We start from the raw sequence: 23,242 nt of genomic DNA, 5'->3' as shown, positions 1-23,242 counted from the left end.
GTAAAAACATGATTAAATTTTACATGGGTATAGGTTGTTCATCTTTTGTTTCAATTGCATAATCATTTAAATAATGTCTTATCCTTTTGCGCAGCACATTATCGTATTCCCGTTTAACCGGGTGCATCCAGAAAGTATCTTTTTTATTTAAAGCGCAGTCAACATCTTTTATTGAAAAATCTTTCTTGTACTTAACATATTCGTAGTTGCACGGGTTGCGTGCAATCTTATATCCTAAAAGCGCCGTTAATGTTGGTAATACAACTTCTTCAGTCGCCCATAATTTTGTTTGGCGCATGATAGATTTCAGCGTTTCATCTCTTTCAAATAACTGAACAAGATCGCGGGACGCCGACGATGAGAAAACGCAGGAGGGCCAGAATGTCCAATGGACAAACTTGCTTTCACCATCTTTAAATTTTTGTAATAAAGGTTTCCACAAAGCGTATTCTTTAAACGCCTGTATGGCCGGCCAAACTTCAACATTCAAATCATTACTTGTTAAACGTTGCGGTTTGTTTGAAAGCATACCAACATTTCCCTCAAATACAGATGATGTTTTAAGATAGCTTGAATAATTTTTCTTCAGCATAAGTTGATCAGAATCAACCATGGTGATTGAATCAAATTTGAAATTATTCAAAGCATATTCCATGCAATGCAGCGCAAAATTGTGCAGGTAACCGTGCTGTGTTAAAGCTGGTTTAGGATGAATAACAGTATTATATTTTTCAAAACTCAAAGTGTCTTCAAAAAGGTTTTTATCGGCGCCGCCATTGTATAGGATTATGGTGGATGAAGGGTCGTTGTAATGCAGGTTTTTTACAAGATCAGTAATGCATTCTTTACTGTTATGTACAAGGCAGGCAAATATATTTTTAAAAGTGCTGGTTTCAGCAGCAGGCTCCTTGCTGTTATTATTTTGAATAAAAACATTCTTTGCTTTATCATAACCGTTTATATATAACGTCCAGTCATGCTTCATTATTTTTTGCAGTTCTTCAACAGGGTAATTATGCCACCATGCGCTTGTTGTTTTTTTAGGGCTTAAATTATTTTCATGAATTATATGCACGGCAATACCTGAATTGCTTAAGGCTTTAACACGGCCGGGTGCAGTGGCCCAAACAAACAAGCCATCTACGCCCACATTAATATCTGCAAAACGGTTGTAGCACCACAACTTTTTTTTATAGCATAAAGAACTTCCCAATAACCACATCCGCTGACTGGCAGGATAGATATAACGGTAACCAATATTATTATGCATATCATAATAAAGCAGGTTGTTAATACCACATACATCAACCTTTGGATTATTCAATGCTTCTACCTGGTATTGCAGGCGCCATGAAGCATACCAGTCGTCATCATCCCAATTGGCAATTACATCGCCTTTGGCATAAGTGCAGGCCATGTTTAGTTTGGCGCCAAGCGTTAATTTTTTACTCAGTTTAAAATACCTGATGGAAGTGTTTGAAGGCACCAGGTCTTCCACGGTATCGCTGCCATCATCAATAATGATTAATTCTTTATTAGGGTAATCCTGCCTTAAAAAATATTCAATTGCATGAGGTATAAACTTTCTCCTGTTATACGTTGGCATAATGCAGGAAACCAGCGGCAGCCCGTTTTCGTTTTTCAATAAGTCAGCATGCATGATCTGTCATTTTAAATGATGATCAAAAAAATAAAAACATTATATGGGAAATTAAGAGGCGATGCTTTTCACTATCTAAGTTAGTGCTTAAATTTTCACAGGCAAATATTTATATTGATTTATTTGTGCGATTAAAAAAGCTCATGTTGCGTGTTATATTTCATCTTTTATATACGACGACTTAATAAAAATACATCAGCTATATTCAATAAAATATCTACATTTATTGCGCTAACCTTTTTTCAATTGGTCTTTTGTTTAGCTGAATAAAATTTATGCTTACCAGCCTGATCAATAATAAATCAGATGCACCGTCTGTTAACAATAAAAAACAGCTTTTCTTTCAGCCAAAGCTTTCAATCAATCAGCCGGATGATATCTATGAACAGGAAGCTGATGCCATGGCTGATCGTGTAATGCATGATAACCCTGTTGAGCAACAATCTTTTTTCAGGCCATCTTTAATAAACGTTCAGCGCAAATGTGCGCATTGTGAAGAAGAGGAAGGAAAATTACAACGTAAGGAAACAAACACAGAAAATACAGTTTCGGAAACAATAAGCAGCCAGTTGCAGGAAAATAAAGGCGGCGGCATGGCATTAGACCGTCAAACCCGTCAATTTATGGAAACCCGCTTCAACACAGATTTTAGCGGCGTACGTATTCATGCCAATAATACTGCTGCTGAAATAAGCCGCAGCATTAACGCAAAAGCATTTACTGCAGGCAACGATATTTATTTTAATAAAAATGAGTATGACCCTGCTTCAAATAAAGGCAGGCATTTATTGGCGCATGAACTTACACATACGCTGCAGCAAACAGGCGCAATTCAAAGAAAGACCGATTGCAGTTATGAAAAATTTGAACATGAAATAACGGGCGTTGGTGCATCATTAAAATATCTGAAGGCAACGCCGGATGCAGAAGCCAGTAATTTTCCCGGCGAAGCTATAGTTGACGGAGATATTGTAACTGTAAAAAATGAAGGCGGGGCACTTACTTACAACAATATAAAAAACTGTACCTGGGCCTGGGTTGAAGTGCCGGGCAAACACGCAACCGATAAAAATTACCCAGTACTGCATGGTTTTATTGAAACAAAATATTTAAAGAATAAAACAGCGCCTGAACCTTCGCAGCCGGAGCCTCCAAAATCAACGCCGGCATCGGAAACCATTTCTTTTATCGAAGGCCCTGAAATCATTTATCCCGGCGGCCAGTTTGAATATACAGCTCATGCTATGGCGCCGTTGTCAACACCTGTAAACTTTTCAGGCGTTAAATGGGCATTTCAATACAACAGTGAAGCGGTTAATAATTTTGATACCAGCAAAGGATTGTCAGTTGATGATAACACAGCAACGTTGAATGTTTTTATTCCCGCTGAAAAAAAAGCAGAGAAGATTACCATTTTTGCCTACGCAACCTCTCCTGAAAATGGCGCATCCAAAGAAAGTATTTTAAAACCTGTATCGATTGTTGAATCTAAAAAAGATAAAGGTAAAAACGCAGATGGCACTGTTGCCGATGATATGAAACATGGAGATTTTACGCCTGACCAGATTAAGGACATCGGGCTTTCATTTAAGCTTGATTACCTGGTTTCTTATAGCGACGAGCAATTATTCTCATTCTTAAAAAGCATGGCTTCAACGCTCTTTTCTGTTGGCGAACTTGAAACCAATGCATTGGCCATGATAGATCATTTTAAAGACAATACGGGCGCTGATTACTCCAGCCCTGCACTTACCAAAGCTGTGGAAGAACACGAAGCCACAAAAAGATTTATTACGTATGTAAAGATGGAGCTGAGTAAAAAAATATTGGCCGAAAAAGAAGGTATAAAACAAACTGCAGTTACCAAAGGTGCGCTTGAAAAATACCGCCCTGTATTTAATTCTGCCGGCGATACGTTTGCAGGCGGTTTAACCTTTGCGATTAATGATACATGGGCTTATCAATCTGAAATTACTTACCTGGATTATAAGAATGATAAAGATTTCAAGGGTAAGCTAAAGATAATGTTGTATGATGACTTTGGCCTGGATAAGCCGGATGTGGAAAAGAAATACGGTTATCTCCAGGGCTTCAGGGCATGGTTTATATTACAGCACGACAGAGGATATAAACCATTTATTACGGTGGTAGAAATGGAAGTTCCTTTTGACGAATCCATTGCTGAAATAGAACCAAAAATGAAGGCGGAAGAACAGGCGGCAAAAGACAGGGCTGAATATGAAAAAACATTTAAGCATCCACCCAGCGGTGCAAAATATTAATGCAATAAATGTTGAAACAACAGGCTATCATAAAAACACCAGAAAATACCATTGGCCATCCGCATAAACGGAATGAACAGTTTTTCTTTCAGCCAAAGCTTTCAATCAATCAGCCAAATGATATCTATGAACAGGAAGCTGATGCTATGGCTGAAAAAGTAGTGGAGGAAAAAGAAGCACCGGTTGAAAAAAAATTTTTTCAACCACAGGTTGTTCAACGCAAATGCGCGCATTGCGAAGAAGAAGATCTGCAGAAAAAAATTCAGAAAAAACAAGTAAATGATGCTGATACAATCATTCAGAGACAGGATGAAAACGAAACACCACAAAGCAATCAGAATTTTCAGCTACCCAAACTTCCGCCCTTTTTGCCACCGCTTCAACTCAGGCCTCCAACTGATTCAATCGATTATTTAGGATTAAGAGAAACGTTTTTTAACCGAGGTGTAATGTCTCCCGGCCTTTACATGGATAGCGCCCAACAAGAATGGGCGAGACAATATCAATTTTATTCGCAGCTTGGCTTAGGCAATGTTATCGGCAATACTTTTGCAGGCGAAGCTTTACGCTTTTTTGGTGTAAAGCCACCGGGCGGCGATTGGAATGCATGGCTGTCAAATACAACTACACCCATTGCTGTTGATTCAGCTTTATCACGCGATTTTCCAACTTTTAATGAGCAGGAAGAAAGAAGGGGCGGCCTGCCTAATCCAACAATTATACATGCGCCGGCGCTTCATTTTAAAAAAGCCGGAGATGGAAGTGCTTCAATAGAAGTTTCAGAAGAAACAGAAAATTATATAAACACCTTATCCGGCGGTGAACCTTTAAGCAAACAGGAAAAAAACTTTTTTGAACCGAGAATAGATTCAGATTTTTCTGATGTAAGAATTCATACTGACAGGTCAGCAAATCAATCTGCAAAAAACTTAAATGCACTTGCTTATACGCAGGGCAATAATATTGTTTTTGGCTCCGGGCAATATAAGCCGGATACAGACGATGGTAAAAAATTACTGGCACATGAATTAACGCATGTAGTGCAACAAAACGGCGCTCTTCAGCGCAAGCCTGCTGTAATTTCGGCAACATTTGAAGAAGACCTTCGCGCTCAATTGCAGGCCGGCCAATATGCTACCGCTTATCTTGCTTTGAATGATTATTTGGATTGGAAGGGGCTTGAAGCAAAAAGAAAATGGCTGTTTGATCATGCTGAAATAAGATACCTGTTTTTAAAGAGTTTGCCATCAACTGTAATTGCCGAAATATATTCTGCTGATGAATTAATTTTTAAACCTCGTGCAGAAGTTTATGCAATCATTAACTGCTGGTATCAAACCGAAGATGAAAAGAAACTGGTGTATGCAAACAACCTGCCGCTGTTCGATTATCTCGTACAACAGATTTCACCATATACAGGAGAAAATGTTGTTGACGTAGTGGTGCGGTTAACCAGCGCAATTCCCTCCAAAACATATACAGATTTTACTTTAAACCCTGAGTTCCATATTATTAATTTATTAGCGCCAACAATAGAAAGAAAGATAAAATTTTATGCCGTATATGATGGCCTTTTTAAAGTTGCTCAAAAGAAGTTTGACCCGTTCACTGGCATTACAAAATCTGTTTATGAAGATATTACCGATACCAATGAAGTAAATAAAGAAAAGGCAATAGAAATTTATGATGCGCTAAAAAAATTACCGGATGAACAACGCAATGCATTTTTGGAAACCGCTGCTTTTGCAGGTACGCTGGAAGCAGATAAAGACGCAGAAAAATATTATAGAAAGAATTTTAAAGCGCAATACAAAGCGCTGCCGCATAATTGGGATAGCGCTATTATGCCCTGGAACTGGGACAGGTGGGATGCACCTTTCGCCGAACGATTAACTATTGATCACGTTGCACTCATGAGTGCAAAGCTCACTTACGAATATAAAAGCACACGAAAGTTTGGATTTGATACGGGCATTGACAATAAGAAAGATGCGGCGGCAGGAAAAGATAAAAGTGATGCGGAAAAGCTGATAGCGCAAATGCAGGACGATAATATTTTCACAAGCGCATCACGGCTTTATCTTTTACTTGCTATTGGTGTGAGGGGTGGTTTGGAGAAAGACATTACAGGAAAAGTATTGAGGCCAAAGAGTGCAGAAGGAAAAATTGATAAGCAGTTATTGGTGCTTATTGAAAATTATGGCTTCCTGGCAAATGACCAGTTTAATTATCATGCAGACAAAGCCAGGAATGTTGATCATGATGTTTGGCAAACAGGCTACATCATGAGCCGCACTATTTTTGGAGATAAGTCAGGCAAAGCAATCGGTGAGCAAAGAGGCACTTTTGATTTGCTCAAGTTACAGGAAACAACAGATAATCTTGGTTCATTGGGTGGAATGCGTTTTGATAATGCAGTGCTCGCAAACAATGAATATTATGATGAACAATGGCTTGATAAAAAGGTAAAGGCGCACGAGGGTTCTGATACATTGCTTGCCAACCTGGAACTAACTAAAGGCAGTGCAAGACAAAATAAAATTTTTGCCAGCATACGCAACAGCGTAAAGCAGGCGAATATTTATGCTTCAACTTTATTAGTTGATGGATTAAACTTTTTTAAAGCAGGCGCACTCTATCGCAGCGGCCCCGGTCTATTGCAGGGAATTGAGATTCATTTGTCGTGGACAAAAGATACAAGCGATCCCGACAATGATATTTATTTAAGTCTTGGTATTGATAATATATTGCTGAACAACTTTCAGTTGGTTGCACCGAAAAGCACCATTGCCATCGGGCAGATTGGAATGAAAGGAATGAATATTTCATTCTCACAAAACAAATTACCTGCAGCCAAAGGCCTGTTCATCGGGCTTTTCAAAAACGCTGATTATACTTTAAATGCATTAATGGTTTTATTACCAAATGTGCTGACGCTTTTGCCATACGCAGTAATGACAATGACAGAAGAATTTAAAGGCGCAAAAGCGCATGTGTATAAAGATAAACTTGGTGATTTAATGCAGGCTGATTTTTCACAACTGCAGGGATCGTTAACTTTTACAAGCCTCAATATAAAAAACCTGTTTGATACAACTGCAGGCTTCCTCGATGATTTCAGTATAGAAAAAAGAGACGAACAAGGCAGGCTTATAAAACAGGAGATCACCGTAAAAGAAACCAATTTATGGACGATTGACGCTTCAAACAATATTAAAGACAGGATAAAAACCATCGACAGGAAAATTCTTGCGGCGAAAGCCGAACTTGTAAACAGTGATGCAGATAAACGCATTATTGCTTTGGAAAATGAAAAGCAAAAGCTACTGGGTATAACTACCCGGAAAGCGTTGAGGTATGAGAACAAAGATGAAGAAATGACAAGAATGCGTGATATATACAAACAGCTAAGAAAATTAAACACAGAACTGGACGAACAGTTTGCAAAAGAAAAAGTTGATAATCCTTTATACGATCCGCTGGTATTTAAAGTGCTTGAAGCTGAAAAAGATTCGCTTGAAAAAGACCTTGACTATCTTGATAATAAATATTTTGATGATGTAAAATTTGCTGCAGGCGATAAAGACGGTATCGAGCGTTATGAAGCACGCAAACGCAAGGCAGCATTTGAAGCCAAATATAAGAGTGCGGATGTTACGGTAAAACTGAGGGGCATCAATTTACATGGTGGCGCTTATGTAAGGGATATGCTGAACGAAACGCTTAAATCTTTAGGCTTTGAGGAGCCAACTTTAAAAGGCCTTGAAAATATAGAAATCGGCGGTGTTGATTCAGCATTTATCGCCAGTGGTAAAGGTGTTTCAGCACTTGATAAAAAACCTGGCGTTTTGGTTCGCAACTTAAGAATCCCGCTTATTACTTCGCCAAAGCTTGCTTATAAAACTGAAGGCATGCTGTTGGAAGCCGGTAATACAATGCTTGAAAATATTTATGTTTCCGTAGCCATAGATTTCTCTGAAAACCCATTGAATAAAGAAGCCGGGGCATCTTATAAATATAAATTATCCAACTTGTATGTTGGCAAGGCAACATTTGATGGGCTTACTATTAAAATGGGCAAAGCTGAACCGTTGCTGGATTTTCCTTCAAAAACACCTGTTGAAGTTTACGGTCTCCGGGTTTGGGATTATGATCCTGAAGTTGGCAATATCAACTTAAAAATAAATGATGTACAAGCACAGGGCGTTTATGCTGATGCGAATGAAGCCGATAAAACAAGCAGGAAGATTGGTTTTGGCATTGATACAGTAATTGGCCACGAACCCGGAAAAAACCTCAAGCCTGCTATTGAGATAAACTATGATAAGAAAGATGAAAGCGTAATTACAAAGGTTAATATAGCTTCTGCGTGGATACCATCAATTGATGTGCAGTCACCGGAATTAAGTATAAACAGTGTGGCAAAAGATTCCAATGCGGTTGAAGTGAAAGATGTACAGGCTGATGTAAAAATTATTCTTGAAAAAAATGCCATCCCCGGGGCAGAACCCAGCAGGCCCATGAGCATTGAAATAAACAGCCTGCATGTTGGTGAAATTAATGCGCAGGGCATTAACCTGGTTATGCGCGAAGTGCCGGATAATGAAAACAAAGACCCCAAAGCAAAGCCGGCAAAGCAAACTGTGCAGGAAGTAACATTGCCAAAAAACGATAAAATATCCATACAGGATATTAATGTGCTCGGCCTGCGCATAACCATGGCTGAAGAAGGAACACAATTAAGTACAATTGGCGACAATGCAGAAGTGGGTATAGGCAAAACCGATCTTGGCGGAATTGGTTACAAAGAAAAAACGGCCAAGGGAAGTGTATTGAAAGCTGTTGCTTTACACAGCGGCAAATTTAATTCGCTTACGCTTGAAGCCATTGCAAGAAATGGAAGGCAATACACGCTGAAAGAGTTCTTTAAGTTCTTTGGCAGAACAAGGCTGGAAGGCCTTGATGCAGGCGGAACGTATAAAGAAGGAAAAACAAATGTTGAGCTTGGTTTAAAGGGGAAGAAAAATATCCCCATCAGCATAGATTATACAGAAGAAAAAGATGGTAAGCCGGGTTATTATGATATGCGGCTGCCGCTATCCCGCGTGAATGTGCCCGGTCTGCATATTGAAAAAGATGAGCATGAAGTAATCATTCCAAAACCTGCAGATAAAGCGCATGTTTCATTCATGGATGATGTGGATGCACGGTTAAGGGCTTATGTGGAATTTGACAGCGATAACAAAGTGCACTATGATATTTATTTGATGTCGCTCGATATAGCAAAGCTGAATGTTTTCGGGCTGGAATACCATAACAAGAAAGAAGGCGTTGACGTAAAATTTGATGCATCAAAAGGCCTCGTTATTCCGGATGTACATGCAGGCGGTTTCCGTTTCTCTTCTGCAAAAGGCTTTGATGTATTTGGCAAAGCAGGCGGGTGGCTAACTGCAGGAAGCGCTGAAGAAAGTATAACGGCAGGTTTTGACAGCATTTCGGCAAGGCTTACCGATGGCGGCTTCCTGGCGGAAAAAGATGGTGGCCGTTCAGCCCTTGACCTGGATATAGCCTCGCTTGGATTTATGCGGGATAAAGATGGTAACATGGTTATTGTGCTGGGCGCTATCAGCGGCGGGTTCCCCAAAATGACCATTACGCAAACAGATGCTACATCCGGCGCGGTTACTACTACGGTAATCAGAAGTACCGATAATAAAGCCGTAACAGCCGAGGGTGCGCTGATACATTTAAATGCTGATAAGAACAAGGTGATTGACGTATTAAGTTTAACGGCAGGCGGTATTACGGTTGACAGCATTGAAACAAAAGGCAAAGAAAAAAATACCACATCTGTTAAGCTTGCTTCTGATGCACTGGGCGCAGATACAGCCAGTGTGAAATTAAATGCTGATGGTTCAAAGGAAATTACACTCACCAATATTAAAGGCGGCAAAATAAGTGCTGATCTTATTGCTGAAAGTGATGGTAAAAAAACATCTGAAAAAAATATTACACTGCCCGATCCTGAGCTTATCTCGTTAGAAGCAGTGACCATTAAGATAGACCCGGATAAACACCAGCATATCATCCTGCAAAAACCAACTATACGTAAGTTTAACCTGCGTATGCCAGGCGTGAAAAAAGCCGGTGATTATACAAGCATACGTTGCGACCTTACCATTGATGGCAATGTAGAGTTAGGCAATGGCAGCTTTGAAGACATGACAATAGGTGATCCTTTCGATGCCTTTATTTTTAGCGTAGAAGATAATGTGCCTGTACAGATAAGCAACCTGGGGTTTGAATATAAAGACACGAGCACTTCCGTGCCCGATGCAGAAAAACCAGATCCGGTATTGATAGAAGCGCAAACAAAGCTGCTTGAGCTGGAAGCAGCAAAAGATGCGGCCGATGAAAAATTACAAAACACACCACCAACAACCGGCAATCCGCGTTTTCCGGTGCGCAACCCGGATTATGATAAAGCTGCTGACGCCTACCAGCAGGCAAAAGGAGCTTACGATGCACAAAAAGCCGCTATCATAACTCATCAAAAAGATATAGCTGCCGCCTCAATGACCAAAAAATACATTGATGCAGTGGAAGGAACTGCGGAACTAAAATTATTTGTTTTAGATACCATGCTTACGCTGAATGTAGAAACTTATGATGGCGCTAAATATGTTCATGTTCCCGATTCAATATTAACCGGCGTTAAGTCCATCGTTAATTCTATCATTACGCTTACCGCCAATAAACCTTTCTGGCAAAGCCCGGAAATTAAGATGCTTGCAAACAGACTTTTCTATTGGTCATTAATTCCATTTGCGCCAACAGCAATGGCTCATATAAAGTCAATTGCAGATGGAAATGGGGTAGGAGCAGTGTATAACCTGTTTAACGATTCCAGCCTTTCTCTTGGCGCCATGACAGATGATGCAAATATGTTCGGGATAAATATAGACCTCGAAACATCATGGCTGGCAGATATTTCCGGTTACGACGACCAGCCTGTGTTTGCCATTTGCGAAAAGAAATATAAACATCCAAATAAAGATGATTATTATAATTTATGGGGCATTATTGAAAACCTTAAATATGTAAGCCCTGCACTGGTTTCAAACCAGGGCGTGTTGAATGCAACACGATTAAAAAGTTTACTGGATGGAACACAAACGGCAAAAGACCTGGATGAATTAGGTATGAAACAGGCAGGCCTGGAATTGCTGGCCTATCTTATCGATTGCTTTAAAAAGGAAGGAGAGGATATACAAAAAGAAATTATGCGCAAGCTGGCCGTTGATTTAACGGCTGATATATCGCTTAAACCGCAGGAAGTGATCAATGCATTATTAAAAGAAAAAGATGCCGGCAGCTTAAACTTTGATAAAGGCAGCAACAAAGTTGAAGATATACATATTGAAGGCGCTTACATTAACCAGGGCATTAATAAAGGAGCAGCCCGTGTTGGAGGTGGAAAAGAAGGTAAAGATAACATCAGCATTCCGGGCGCCACCTATTTATTAGATGAAAAAAGTAAAACTACAAAAGTGAGTTATAGCTCAATAGAAGTATCGCCTTTGCTGTTAGGTTATGAAAGTGATGTATATAAAGTGCTGAATGAAAGCATTACTATAAAAGGATTGAAAGGCGCTATTAAGAAAAAATAAGCTGATATAGTTTCCATCGCAGCATAAATGTGATAAACGCTCATTAATTAAAAAATAAATTTCACTTGAGAACGTGCAGGTACATAAGAAGAAAAGCAAACGTGAATTCGTTATCAGCCTCTCTATTCTTTCAGCCCGGGTTAGCTGCAGGCGGGCATGATGATGAATATGAAAAAGAAGCAGATGTGGTAGCCGGTAATATAATGATGAAAGAAACATCAGCAGGTAAGAAATTCTTTCCACCGGTTGATATCAGGCCTTTGCAGCAGCACGATAAAGAAGAAGCATTAGTTGCCGGCCCGCAAACAGCATCATACCTGAATAATTTATCAGGTGGCAAAGCTTTACCTGCTTCGGAAAAGGCTTTTTTTGAATCAGCAATGCGCTATGATTTTCAAATGTGCGTATTCATGCAGATGCTGCTGCCAGTGCATCGGCAAAACAATTGAAAGCGCTTGCTTATACACAAGGCAATGATATTGTTTTTGCCAATAACCAATATAAACCTGACACTGCAGAAGGCAAGAAACTTTTGGCACATGAATTAACGCATGTTGTGCAGCAGAACAATGGCGCATCTGCAAAAATTCAAACCAGGCGGGAACTGGATGCGGTTACAGAAAAGGAACAATATGCCAAATGCCTTGCAGCTATAGATAACGTAATAAAAAAGCTGGAAGCAAATGCAGGAAAAGAAGGCATGCCTGGTGATATAAAGGAAGCTATTAAGCTGCTCAGAAAAAAATTTACGGAGAATAAAATCAAATGCTATTACCTGGATGGTATTCAGCATGGCATTACCAATTTTACAACGGGTGAAATTTATATGGATGTAAAGCTGTTACAAGATACGACTGATGTATTTGCAAACATTGGAGAAGGCAATCTGCTGCATGAAGGTATTCATGCACTGCATAATGAAAAATATCCTGTTTCTACAAAGAAATATGGAAAGGCTTTAGATGATAAAGCTGCCGGCAAAACCAGTAGCCTTTCAGATGCGGAGACAAAGGAGTTGCAGAAACTGAAAGCCTGGACTGAGTATTGGGCTTACAGGAAAATGCGGGAATATAATAATGTGGTTTATGCACAAGGGAAAGATGAAGATACCATTCACAACGAAACTTTAAAGCGTATGAGAGAGGAGGGTGGTATAGCAGATTTAAACATTGTTTGGGCCTTTGATCCTAAATGGGACCCAAGAAAATGGAAACCTAAAAATTAAATACGTTTGAAAACGAAGAAGCGCATACCGGAAATAATGCTTCGGCGGGTTCTTTGCTTTTTCAACATAAGTGTACGCGTCAACCAACCAATGTGTATGAATACAATAACAATTGTAGATTTGGTAACGGTTCAATAAACTGCTTAAATTCATTAACCGTTACAATTAATTTTAGTTAATAATTATGCTAACCAAAAAACAGAAACACGAAACCGGAACTGAGAACGCAAAAACAGGCAATGGATCATTCTTTCAGCCAAAGCTTTCAATCAATCAGCCGAATGATGTGTATGAGCAGGAAGCCGATGCGGTGGCAGATAAAGTAATGCGCATGCCTGCAAACCGCCAATCGTTTTTTACACCAATTCAACGTAAATGCAGCGATTGTGAAAAAGAAGATGCGCAGCGTAAAGAAGCAAGCAGCAATGCAATGGTTGCCGATGCTTCAACAGAAAATTATCTTGGCTCACTTTCTGGCGGAACATTAATGAACAATAAAGAGAAAAGTTTTTTTGAATCAAGAATGGGTTATGATTTTTCTGGTGTAAAACTGCATACGGATGCTGCGGCCAATCAATCAGCAAAAAACATAAATGCATTGGCTTATACGCATGGCAATAACATTGTGTTTGGCGAGGGGCAATATCAGCCTAATACAGAACCCGGTAAAAAATTATTGGCGCATGAATTAACGCATGTGGTGCAGCAAAGTGATAATTCAATGATACAACGCGATGTGGTAAACATGGAGCCGTTAACAGTATCTGTGGGCATGCCTTCTGATCTTAGTTCTTTAAGCACCCCGGTGCCGGCAGGTGATATGTTAGCATCTTTTGATACAGCCCATATAGAACTAAACAGCCAACTGCCCGGCACGGCATTGCCTTACACGACAGGCGGTTGGAATGGCAATGATATAGCCAATAAACTTGGCCAATACGATCGTATTCCGGGCACAGACAGCGATGCTGTAAGATGTGTACAGGCAGTTGGCTTAATGAGCCATATTATTATGGGACCTGCGGCTGCAATAAGTTATTTACAGGCCATGCAACTGCAAGGCACACTGGGTGGTTTAACGCCAAGAAAAAGAACGGCTATGCGCGTATTGGAACATGTACAATACCAGATCGAAAACCGCCGTGGTACTTATGGTGAAATGTATTGGGCAATGGAAGCTTTACATGATATGTTTTACAGTGATAGTGAAGGAACGCCTGCCAATACGCCCGATACGGTTAGAGGCCAGGTAACGCCTGGTTTTGATATGTCGCAGAATATGACGAATATAGATGTGTGGTGCAACAACAGTACTGAATTGCTTTCGCAAGCTGCTACATTGCAGCCTGGTGAACAATTCATGCTTAATACCTGGAATGTTTCCTTTAATTCTGTTTTTGATGAAGCCGGTGTGCCAACCACGCAACAGCGTTTACGTTATACGCAAACAGATGAGCGTGACCGGCCGGTGCGCAGTGTTTCAATAAGGCGTATTGATACCACGGTTGGAAAACCTGCAGCCAGCCAGATTGATTTGAACCGCGACAGAAAGCATGGCCACCAGATGCTGATATTTAAAGACCCGGCAGATAGTCATATAAAAATGTATGAACCCGAATTAACGGTAAGCGGCAATCACTTGTTTGATCTTACGGCGGACTCATCTGTAATTAATCCTATGTTGTTTCATGATCAACCTGAATTTGAACTGTTTGAATATGTGCAGCTGTGGGGAAAGATGAGCCCTGCAACAGCTTCTTCGTTTACATCGGGCAGTTTATAAGTTTTAATTTTTTGTTTTAAACAAGATGAAATTTTGAAAACGAATTATTCCAATATCATTACTTCCGTAAATTTTCTTGCAAACCTGCTGCAGCAGCGTCTGGATATATTTTTTGGAAAAACAGAATCTGCCGCAATCAGTTTTCCATCGTTATCGTTGAATAACGACAGTTCTTTATTGTGCCAGTTATTTGAACGTAAAGACGTTACAGCCGAAGAAAAAGTAATTTTTTTAATTACGCTGGTGCCGCATATTCAGCCGAACTTTTATGATAATATCATTCAGCAATATTTACCACAGGGCGGTGATTTTGCCGAGATAGGAGGGGTGAAGGGATCCAGCCAGCGCAGCATGTTGCCCACAGGAGAAACAGCACAATTTATTTTAGCCGGCAACAGTATAGAAAAAAGGCTGGAAATTCAACAGATACTTTTGAATAAAAGCTGTCTTATAAAAGAAGGTATTATTCAACTGGAAAAAGTAAAAGACGGCGAGCCTTTAATGAGCGGTAAAATTATACTGAGTGAAGAATACATTACTGCATTCATTAATAGTACTGATGCTGAAATAAAATTCGGGCCTGATTTTCCGGCAAAAAAAATTACCACACAAATGCAATGGGAAGATGCTGTTCTAAACAATACTACTTCAAGCCAGATTAATGATATAATGATATGGATGGAGCATAATGCAAAGCTGCTTGAAGATGAAGTGATGAAAAGAAAAATAAAACCCGGTTACCGCGTTTTATTTTATGGGCCATCCGGCACCGGCAAAACACTTACCGCCACTTTATTGGGCAATCATTTTAACAGGGATGTCTACAGGATCGATCTTTCGCAGGTGGTATCAAAATATATTGGTGAAACAGAAAAGAACCTTGAAAAAGTTTTTTCAAAAGCAGAGCATAAAAACTGGATATTATTTTTTGATGAAGCAGATGCTTTGTTTGGCAAAAGAACAAGTGTGCAGAATTCGCATGACCGTTATGCCAACCAGGAAGTGAGTTATTTATTGCAGCGCATTGAAGATTATCCAGGCTTATTAATACTGGCCAGTAATTTTAAAAACAATATTGACAGCGCATTTGTGCGCCGCTTTCATACAACTGTTTATTTCCCCATGCCTGATAATAAAGAAAGACTTTTGCTTTGGGAAAAATCGTTGCCTGTTAATATAAAAATTGACCCGGAAGTTGAACTGGCTGACCTTGCTAATAAATATGAGCTTACCGGCGCAGGCATATTAAATGTAATGCACTATGCAATGCTTAAAACAATTGCTGCAAACGATGATTTTATAAGGCAAAAAAGTATAACCGAGGGTATAAAAAGAGAGCTGCGTAAAACCGAGAGAACTATTGCCTGAACTACTCCAGTTCAAATTCCATTTTCATGGCCGATATACATTGCTGTATATAATCTGTTATAAAAATAACATCACCCGGTATGAGATCTGTTTGCGTAAATTTCAGTGCACGCTGCTCCACCTTGCGGATAATATCTTTAATTGGCTCGAGGTTAAAGAGGTCAATGCTGGCTTTCATTTTATGTGCGAAAAAATAAACTTTTTCCCAGTTGCTTTCTGCGCATGCCTTTTCAAGGCCGGCATTGCTTTCAGGCATGTGCTGTACAAAAAGTGAGGCCATAAATTTTACAAACTCCTGGTCGGCATTGTGGGTGCGAATTAAAAGCGCCGTATCGTATAGTTTTGCTACTTCAGGCATTGGTTTTTCGTTTTTCGGTTTTCAGCCCGTAATTATTGATCATTCTGTATATGGTTGATTTGCCAACGTCTAATTTGCCGGCAACTTTTAATACATCGTAATCGTATTCATCAAGGTACTGTTGAATTAATTTAATGGTATATTCTTTTAAAGTATAGTTACCATTTTTTGTATGATTTACTTTAAGAGGCGTGAAATGTATCTGCAAATCATTTTCTTCAATTTGTTCTCCATCGGCCATAACGCAGGCCAGTTCTATAATAGATTTTATTTCCCTTATGTTCCCGGGAAACGTATAGGTTAGGAGCTTTTGCTTGGCATCGAGTGACAAATGCTTTTTGCCAAGGCCGTTTTCTTTACAAAACTGGTCAATAAAATATTTTGCTATCAGTAAAATATCATTATCACGTTCCCGTAACGGCGGTAACACAATAGGCAAACCCAGCAGGCGATAATATAAATCTTCCCTGAAGTTTCCTTTGGCTATTTCTTCTTTTAAGTTACGGTGTGTGGCCACTATGATACGGACATTAGTTTTCACAATTTCATTACTGCCTATACGGGTAATTTCTTTTTCCTGCAGGGCACGTAACAGTTTCGCCTGCAAATTTATGTCCATTTCTCCAATTTCATCGAGAAATAATGTACCGTTATGTGCTTCTTCAAATTTACCAATGCGCCTGTTGGCTGCGCCTGTAAACGATCCTTTTTCATGGCCGAACAATTCGCTTTCCAGCAAATCTTTCGGAATGGCTGCAACATTCACAGGAACAAACGGGTATTTTTTTCTTTCAGAATTAAAATGAATAGCCTTTGCAACCAGTTCTTTACCCGTTCCTGTTTCGCCGGTAATGGATACGGTAATATTGGTAGCCGCAGCTTTTTCCATAAGGCTAAAAACTTTTTTAATAGCGCTGCTGTTACCAATTATGGCGTTTTGAAAATTGTATTTGCGTTCAACCTGCTGCTTTAAATTTTCTACTTCTTTTTTAAGGGCAAAATTTTGTTTCAGGTTTTGAATGGCCATCCAAAGCCTTTGTTCTGTGCCTGCATCTTTTACAATATAATCGTGAACGCCTTTTTTAAAAAGGTCGATAGCCACCTGTATATCTTCCTGGCCAGAAATAATGATGACCTCCGTTTCCGGCGATACATCTTTAATCTGGGTAAGCAAAGAATCTCCCTTTATATCCGGCATGAAATAATCAAGCGTGATAATATCGGGCTTTTCGTGAAGTGACGCGTTTAATGATTTAGCAGAGTAAAATTTCTTAACCTCGAACTCAGGATTAAGCGATAAATAATAAGCTAATTTGGCAGCATAAATCTCATCATCGTCAACCACAAATATGCGAACGGCTTCCCTTAGCATAGAAGGATTTTATGTTTGCAATATAAATATTTGCCATTCTTTTTACAATTTAATCCAAACCGAAATTTAACCGTTTCTACCTTTTTACTGTTTAGCTCAAGCACAAACTATATTTTTGTTGAATGGAAGTTACGTCTGAAATGATTGACCGTCTTGCGGTACTGGCAAAGCTAAAATTTTCTGAAGAAGAAAAAAAGGAATTGAACACCGATCTTGAGCGGATGATTGAATTTGTGGAGAAGCTTAAAGAAGTGGATACAACAGGTACGGAACCATTGCTGCACATAACAGATGCTGTAAATGTGTTACGGGAAGATGAAGTGAAGCAAACAATCACCAGGCAGGAAGCCTTGCTGAATGCACCGTTAACGGATGGAAACTTTATTAAAGTTCCTAAAGTAATTAAGAAAGAAACCGAATAGATTCATCCTTATACAATAAAAATTATGCAGCCGGTTATTGAGTTAAACGAGATCAGGAAAACATATTTTATGGGCCACAACTCGCTTGAAGTGCTTAAAGGCATTACGCTTTCCATTCAGCGTAACGAATATGTTGCATTGATGGGACCGAGCGGTAGTGGCAAAAGTACACTGATGAATATTCTTGGCTGCCTTGATACGCCAACTGCAGGCCAGTATATCCTCAACGGAAAAGATGTAAGTAAAATGCCGGATGATGATTTGGCCGAAGTGCGCAATACCGAAATAGGCTTCGTGTTTCAGCAGTTTAATTTATTGCCGCGTTTAACCGCTGCAGAGAATGTTGCATTGCCTTTAATATATGCCGGTATAAGTAAAAAAGACAGGACCGAACGGGCTATGGTGGCGCTTCAAAAAGTTGGATTGGCCGACAGGAGCCATCACAAACCAAACGAAATGAGCGGCGGCCAGATTCAGCGCGTAGCCATTGCAAGGGCACTGGTAAATAACCCTTCATTATTATTGGCAGATGAACCCACCGGTAACCTTGATACCAAGACTTCAATTGAAGTAATGGAAATTTTTGGCCAGATACAGGCTGCCGGTAATACAGTTGTATTGGTTACGCATGAAGAAGATATTGCCGAATATGCAAAGCGTATTGTGCGTTTGCGCGATGGCAATATTGAAAGCGACAATCTGAAAGCAATTGAAATAATGGCGAAGTAACCACGATTGATCGACTGTTATTGAGCCGGTATTATTGCCTTATATCTTTATCTATCAGTTTATAGCGGGCTTCTTTTGTACTCCGTTCCAGCCGGGTGTCAACATCAATATGCATTACCGGTACAGTATTGCTTTTATCTGCAGCAAGCCACTCCGGAATACCTAAGCCATTAGGATTGCCTGTTTTAATAAAGTTTACGAAGAAGCTTTGCATAATAGCTGATACTTTATAATCTTCAGGCTGCCAGTCATATACCCGGTTTGTTGGTAAATTACCCATAGCATATTCTATTTCTGCCGAGTGAACTGCTCCTTTTGAAAGAGGTGTTTTAGGAGCAGTTGAATTAGCGGTATCTTTTATTACGCCGCCCGCAAGGCCTGCCGTAGCACTACCCATTTCAGTAAGCATAGCAGGACGCGGATGCGCATATAAATAACGATATACAGGCTTCCCTCCGGTTTTGCTTTGCACATCACTCCATTTCCAGGTGCTGAAGCCGATGAACATATCACCTGCCAGGTCTGTAGCAACCTGCTCAACATCTGCATCTGTGGCCGGGTTATATACGCTTAATATAGCAGCGGCCTTATCTCCAAATCTTTTCTGAATTGCATTGATAAAATTATCTTTTGTAACGGCATCCTGGCCCATCAACATTTTATAATTCATTTCTTCTGAATTCCAGCCAACTAAAAGCGGCACATGCGCTTGTTCACCCGCTTCGTAAATAGCCAGGGGTGATTTCGGAAAAAAATAACCGTCAATAGTAACAGGAAATTTGCCGAAACCTGCGCTGGCCGTGGCTTTCAAAAGTTGCTCTGCGGGCATAGCTCTTAAGTCAGCTAAAGTGCCGGCTTTAATACCCGAAGCAAAACCGGCGCCCGATTTTTCTGCATCAGCAAGAGATGCAGTTGGCGTAAGGCTTAATAATGATCCGCTTTCACCAATAGCGCCTGCAATGATATCTTTAGATAAAGGTGAAGCCATTTGGGCGCTGATAGAAAATGAACCGGCAGATTCTCCTGCAATCGTTATTTTTTCAGGATCGCCACCAAATGCAGCAATATTTTGCTGTACCCATTTCAGTGCAGCGGCCTGATCTAATAAACCATAATTGCCCGATGCATGGTGCGGTGATTCTTTCGTAAGTTCTGGATGCGCAAAAAAGCCAAATATTCCCAGCCGGTAATTAACGGTGATAGCTACAATACCACGTCGTGCCATGCTTTCCCCGGCATAACGTGGCTCTGAGCCATCGCCTGCTAAAAAGCCCCCGCCATAGAAATATACCAAAACGGGTAATTTTTCATCACCCGTTTTGGCAGGTGTCCAAATATTGAGATAAAGACAGTCTTCACTCATGCCATCGGAATGAAAATTCATATCGCCAAACAGTGGCAGTTGCATAGCGCGTGGGCCAAATTTGGTTGCCTTACGCACGCCTGCCCAGTTTTGTACAGGTTGTGGTTCGCGCCAGCGAAATTCACCAACAGGTGGCGCAGCAAACGGCACTCCCTTAAATATTTTTATGCCTGATTCATCCAGCCCTTCTAATATGCCATTTTGTGTTTTTACAGTTGGCACTGAATTGCTAAGTTGTGCAGATGCAACGGCGGCTGCTGTTATAAACAAGCTTAAAAACAAGTAATATTTTCCCATCGAAGTTTTTTTTGACGATTGAAAAATACTATAAGCTGTTTACATTTTGGATATTTATCAATGAAATTGCAGCAGCTTAAGGCTTTTACACTTTTTACAATAAATGATTTATTCGTTCAGCTAACTAAATCTATCCGGGGTAAAATGTGAATTTCGTCCTGAATTCTCTCAGTTCATCTTCAAGGTTAGTTTCCGGCAAAGGAATATATTCAAGCAGCTTCGATTGCCTTTCCACTTCGAGATTAGGGCCGGTATAATTCTGGTTAATAAAGAAAGACTCCAGCTCTTCATAAACATTCTTCATTACATCAACAATATCAAGAATGCTTAAAGTTTTATCTGAAAGATTATAAGTGCCCGCCGGAATATCGGTTTTTAATAACCTGGCAAGCACCTCTGTTGTTTTATTGATATGAATAAAGGAACGATGCTGACTGCCTACGCCGTTTATGGTAATGCGTTTTATAAAATGAGCATCAAACATAAACCGGTTTATAACAGCATCAAAGCGCATGCTTTTGCTGTATCCATAAACGTTGCCAAGCCGTATAATGATAGTTTTTATTTTACCTTCCAAACGTTTTATATGCCGTTCTGCACGAAGCTTTGAAATAGAATAAAAATTGTCAGGCTGTGGCAAAGAATTTTCTGTAACAGGGTCTATCGTATTGCCATAAACGCCGGTGCTGCTTAAAAATATTAATTGCTTTACATTGCTTTCTTCCAATGCATAAGTAAGCTCTGCGGTGCCCCAATGATTGGTTTGCTCATAAATATGGCCATCGGTATTGGCAAACGGTGTTGTAACCTTTGCCGCAAGATGAAATACAACATCAATACCCTTCAGCGTGCTTCGCAGCTTGCGTGAATCAAGTATTTCGCCATGTATAAATTTTACTTTCGGCGATGTGGCCCTGTGGCCGATGAATAAATTATAATTGCCCCGGCTTAAATTATCGTACACAGTTATGCTGTCAACTTCAGGCAATTCTCCAAGCGTATAAACCAGTTCGGTGCCTATATATCCGGCGCCGCCCGTAATAAGTACATTCATTTAATATAGTTGTTGGTGGCTTTAAAAAATCAGGTTAATTATTTTTCAACGAGCTCAGTGTTCAGTCCGCATTCGGTTTTCTTAAGCCCGAACCAGCGGCCATTTCTTTCATCAATATTATTGAGGTCCCACTTGCGTGTGCACGGTTCGCAACCAATGCTGAAGTAACCTTTGTCTTCAAGCGGATGATGAGGTATTTTATGTTCGCGCAAATAGTCGTAAATCATCTTGCTTGTCCAGTCGAGCATAGGATGGAAACGTATAGTTCCAAGTTTGGCTTTTTCTTCCACCTTAAAATTCTTGCGTACTTCGCCCTGGTCTGCACGCACGCCGTTTATCCAAACATCGTATTGCGCCAAAACAGGTTCCAGCGGAACTACCTTATTTAAGTGGCAACATAAATCGGGGTCGCTGGCAAATAAGAGCCTGTTGTTGGCATCGCGTTGGTTGATTTTGGCAGTGGCAGAATAAACATTAATGAGGTTTAATCCAAACAGCTTTACAATCTCATCGCGATAACTTAAAGTTTCTGGAAAATGATAGCCCGTATGAATAAAGTAAACCGGTATGGTATTATCAGTTTTACTTAATATATGCAGCAATACGGTACTGTGCGTTTGAAAAGAGGAGGTAGTAAACAGCTTCAGGCCAAGCTGCTTATAGATTTTAATTCTGTCGGCTATTTGTTCTTCAGTCATAACTATGTTTTTCCATTTTTATTAATTGTTGTAAAAAGAAAAAGCCTTCCCTGTTGAGAGAAGGCTTTATATTATCAATCTATTTGTTCGTGTATTACAATAGCATAATCCTTCTCCGAAAAGATATGTTACACATACAACAACACATTGAAGAAAGATTATTCATTGGCTGCAAATATAAAACGATTGATTATTAAAATTCCAAAATTAATTTTTATTGCATTAAACAGGCAGGGGCATCACCTCCGGTTTATTCCTTGATAAATTTTGTTGAAAATATTTGATTGCCGGCTGTGCTGGCTGTTGCATAATAAACGCCTTTTTTTAAACCTGCCACATTAAAGTTATACGCAGTTACATTAGCGATGGCTGTTGCTGCAACAATATTGCCCTGTGCATTAACAATACTAAGCTTATAGTTAAGCGAGGCATCCAGCCCTTCTATGTGCAAAGTGTTTTTTACCGGGTTGGGGTATATGTGCAAAGTGTTTGTTGCAGCCATAGCAGCATCAACATCGTTTATAACAGCAGAAGCCACAATATCGCCGCGTGCATCAACAGCATTGATGCGGTAATAACTGGCAGGTTGCGCATTGGCTGCAGTTGCAGACAGCGCATAACTGTACAGGTTTTTTTCTGTAGGATATACTTTTGCAATTTCTGTAAAACTACCGGTTGCATTATTGCTTTGGTTAATGCTGTAATAAGCTATGCTGCCGTCATCAGCTATGCCCTGCCAATATAAATGATGGTTCTTTATCCATTTTTTTATGCGGGCTATCAGGCTCCTTTGGCTGCCGTTGTTGTAACGGGCCAAGGCAAGGTTGTAGTATGGCTGTTGCTCACTATCAGGGGGCAAAGCATTACCTGCAGCTACTATTTTACCATCCGGCTGTAAACTTATTGAATTGGCGTATGCATAATAATTTGGAATGGCTGTTGTTACAACCCCGTTCGTACC

The 23,242-nt window shown here is 40.0% G+C and carries 15 protein-coding genes; 8 read left to right on the top strand and 7 right to left on the bottom strand.

Annotated elements, in window-relative coordinates; translation table 11 throughout:
- Positions 1-19: 19 nt before the first annotated feature.
- Positions 20-1,660, bottom strand: a complete 1,641-nt coding sequence (locus BM015_RS18085; protein ID WP_090662092.1) for a glycosyltransferase family 2 protein — start codon at positions 1,658-1,660, stop codon at positions 20-22.
- Positions 1,661-1,935: 275 nt separating this feature from the next.
- Here BM015_RS18085 and BM015_RS18080 point away from each other — a divergent pair, with 275 nt between their 5' ends.
- The 6 genes from BM015_RS18080 (at position 1,936) to BM015_RS18055 (ending at position 15,988) form a co-directional block, all read left to right on the top strand.
- Positions 1,936-3,942, top strand: a complete 2,007-nt coding sequence (locus BM015_RS18080) for a DUF3289 family protein (RefSeq protein ID WP_090662089.1) — start codon at positions 1,936-1,938, stop codon at positions 3,940-3,942.
- Between the two features lie 8 nt (positions 3,943-3,950).
- On the top strand, positions 3,951-11,612 hold the full coding sequence (locus BM015_RS18075; RefSeq protein WP_090662086.1) for an eCIS core domain-containing protein: 7,662 nt from the start codon (positions 3,951-3,953) through the stop codon (positions 11,610-11,612).
- Between the two features lie 101 nt (positions 11,613-11,713).
- On the top strand, positions 11,714-12,061 hold the full coding sequence (locus BM015_RS18070) for a hypothetical protein (protein WP_090662083.1): 348 nt from the start codon (positions 11,714-11,716) through the stop codon (positions 12,059-12,061).
- The gene (locus BM015_RS18065; RefSeq protein ID WP_090662081.1) at positions 12,013-12,837 is read left to right on the top strand and encodes an eCIS core domain-containing protein; all 825 of its coding nucleotides are present in this window, start codon (positions 12,013-12,015) and stop codon (positions 12,835-12,837) included. Before BM015_RS18070 ends, BM015_RS18065 begins: the two co-directional genes overlap by 49 nt.
- A 184-nt stretch (positions 12,838-13,021) precedes the next feature.
- Positions 13,022-14,620 (top strand): eCIS core domain-containing protein, encoded by a 1,599-nt coding sequence (locus BM015_RS18060; protein WP_090662078.1) that lies wholly within the window; start codon positions 13,022-13,024, stop codon positions 14,618-14,620.
- Positions 14,621-14,653: 33 nt separating this feature from the next.
- Positions 14,654-15,988 (top strand): ATP-binding protein, encoded by a 1,335-nt coding sequence (locus BM015_RS18055; protein ID WP_090662075.1) that lies wholly within the window; start codon positions 14,654-14,656, stop codon positions 15,986-15,988.
- A gap of 1 nt (position 15,989) precedes the next feature.
- On the opposite strand, the gene BM015_RS18050 is transcribed toward BM015_RS18055, so the two are convergent.
- Complete coding sequence (locus BM015_RS18050) at positions 15,990-16,346, bottom strand: hypothetical protein (RefSeq protein WP_090662072.1); 357 nt, start codon at positions 16,344-16,346, stop codon at positions 15,990-15,992.
- Positions 16,339-17,718, bottom strand: a complete 1,380-nt coding sequence (locus BM015_RS18045; RefSeq protein WP_090662069.1) for a sigma-54-dependent transcriptional regulator — start codon at positions 17,716-17,718, stop codon at positions 16,339-16,341. The genes BM015_RS18050 and BM015_RS18045 overlap by 8 nt, the downstream gene beginning before the upstream one ends.
- A 122-nt stretch (positions 17,719-17,840) precedes the next feature.
- Here BM015_RS18045 and gatC point away from each other — a divergent pair, with 122 nt between their 5' ends.
- Complete coding sequence (gatC, locus tag BM015_RS18040; RefSeq protein WP_090662066.1) at positions 17,841-18,140, top strand: Asp-tRNA(Asn)/Glu-tRNA(Gln) amidotransferase subunit GatC; 300 nt, start codon at positions 17,841-17,843, stop codon at positions 18,138-18,140.
- Between the two features lie 24 nt (positions 18,141-18,164).
- Positions 18,165-18,869: an ABC transporter ATP-binding protein gene (locus BM015_RS18035; protein ID WP_090662062.1), complete on the top strand. Its 705-nt coding sequence runs from the start codon at positions 18,165-18,167 to the stop codon at positions 18,867-18,869.
- Between the two features lie 31 nt (positions 18,870-18,900).
- On the opposite strand, the gene BM015_RS18030 is transcribed toward BM015_RS18035, so the two are convergent.
- The 4 genes from BM015_RS18030 to BM015_RS18015 form a co-directional block, all read right to left on the bottom strand.
- Positions 18,901-20,529 carry a carboxylesterase/lipase family protein gene (locus BM015_RS18030; RefSeq protein ID WP_090662059.1) on the bottom strand — a complete coding sequence of 543 codons (1,629 nt, stop codon included), beginning with the start codon at positions 20,527-20,529 and terminating at the stop codon, positions 18,901-18,903.
- Between the two features lie 130 nt (positions 20,530-20,659).
- Positions 20,660-21,583, bottom strand: a complete 924-nt coding sequence (locus BM015_RS18025; protein WP_090662056.1) for an NAD-dependent epimerase/dehydratase family protein — start codon at positions 21,581-21,583, stop codon at positions 20,660-20,662.
- Positions 21,584-21,621: 38 nt separating this feature from the next.
- The gene (locus BM015_RS18020; RefSeq protein WP_090662053.1) at positions 21,622-22,281 is read right to left on the bottom strand and encodes a phosphoadenylyl-sulfate reductase; all 660 of its coding nucleotides are present in this window, start codon (positions 22,279-22,281) and stop codon (positions 21,622-21,624) included.
- A gap of 250 nt (positions 22,282-22,531) precedes the next feature.
- A partial coding sequence (locus BM015_RS18015) for a T9SS type A sorting domain-containing protein (RefSeq protein ID WP_143075915.1) occupies positions 22,532-23,242 on the bottom strand: 711 nt, incomplete at its 5' end.

This window comes from Parafilimonas terrae (genome assembly GCF_900115755.1).
Lineage (GTDB): Bacteria > Bacteroidota > Bacteroidia > Chitinophagales > Chitinophagaceae > Parafilimonas > Parafilimonas terrae.
This window is presented reverse-complemented; position numbering and strand designations above follow the sequence as displayed.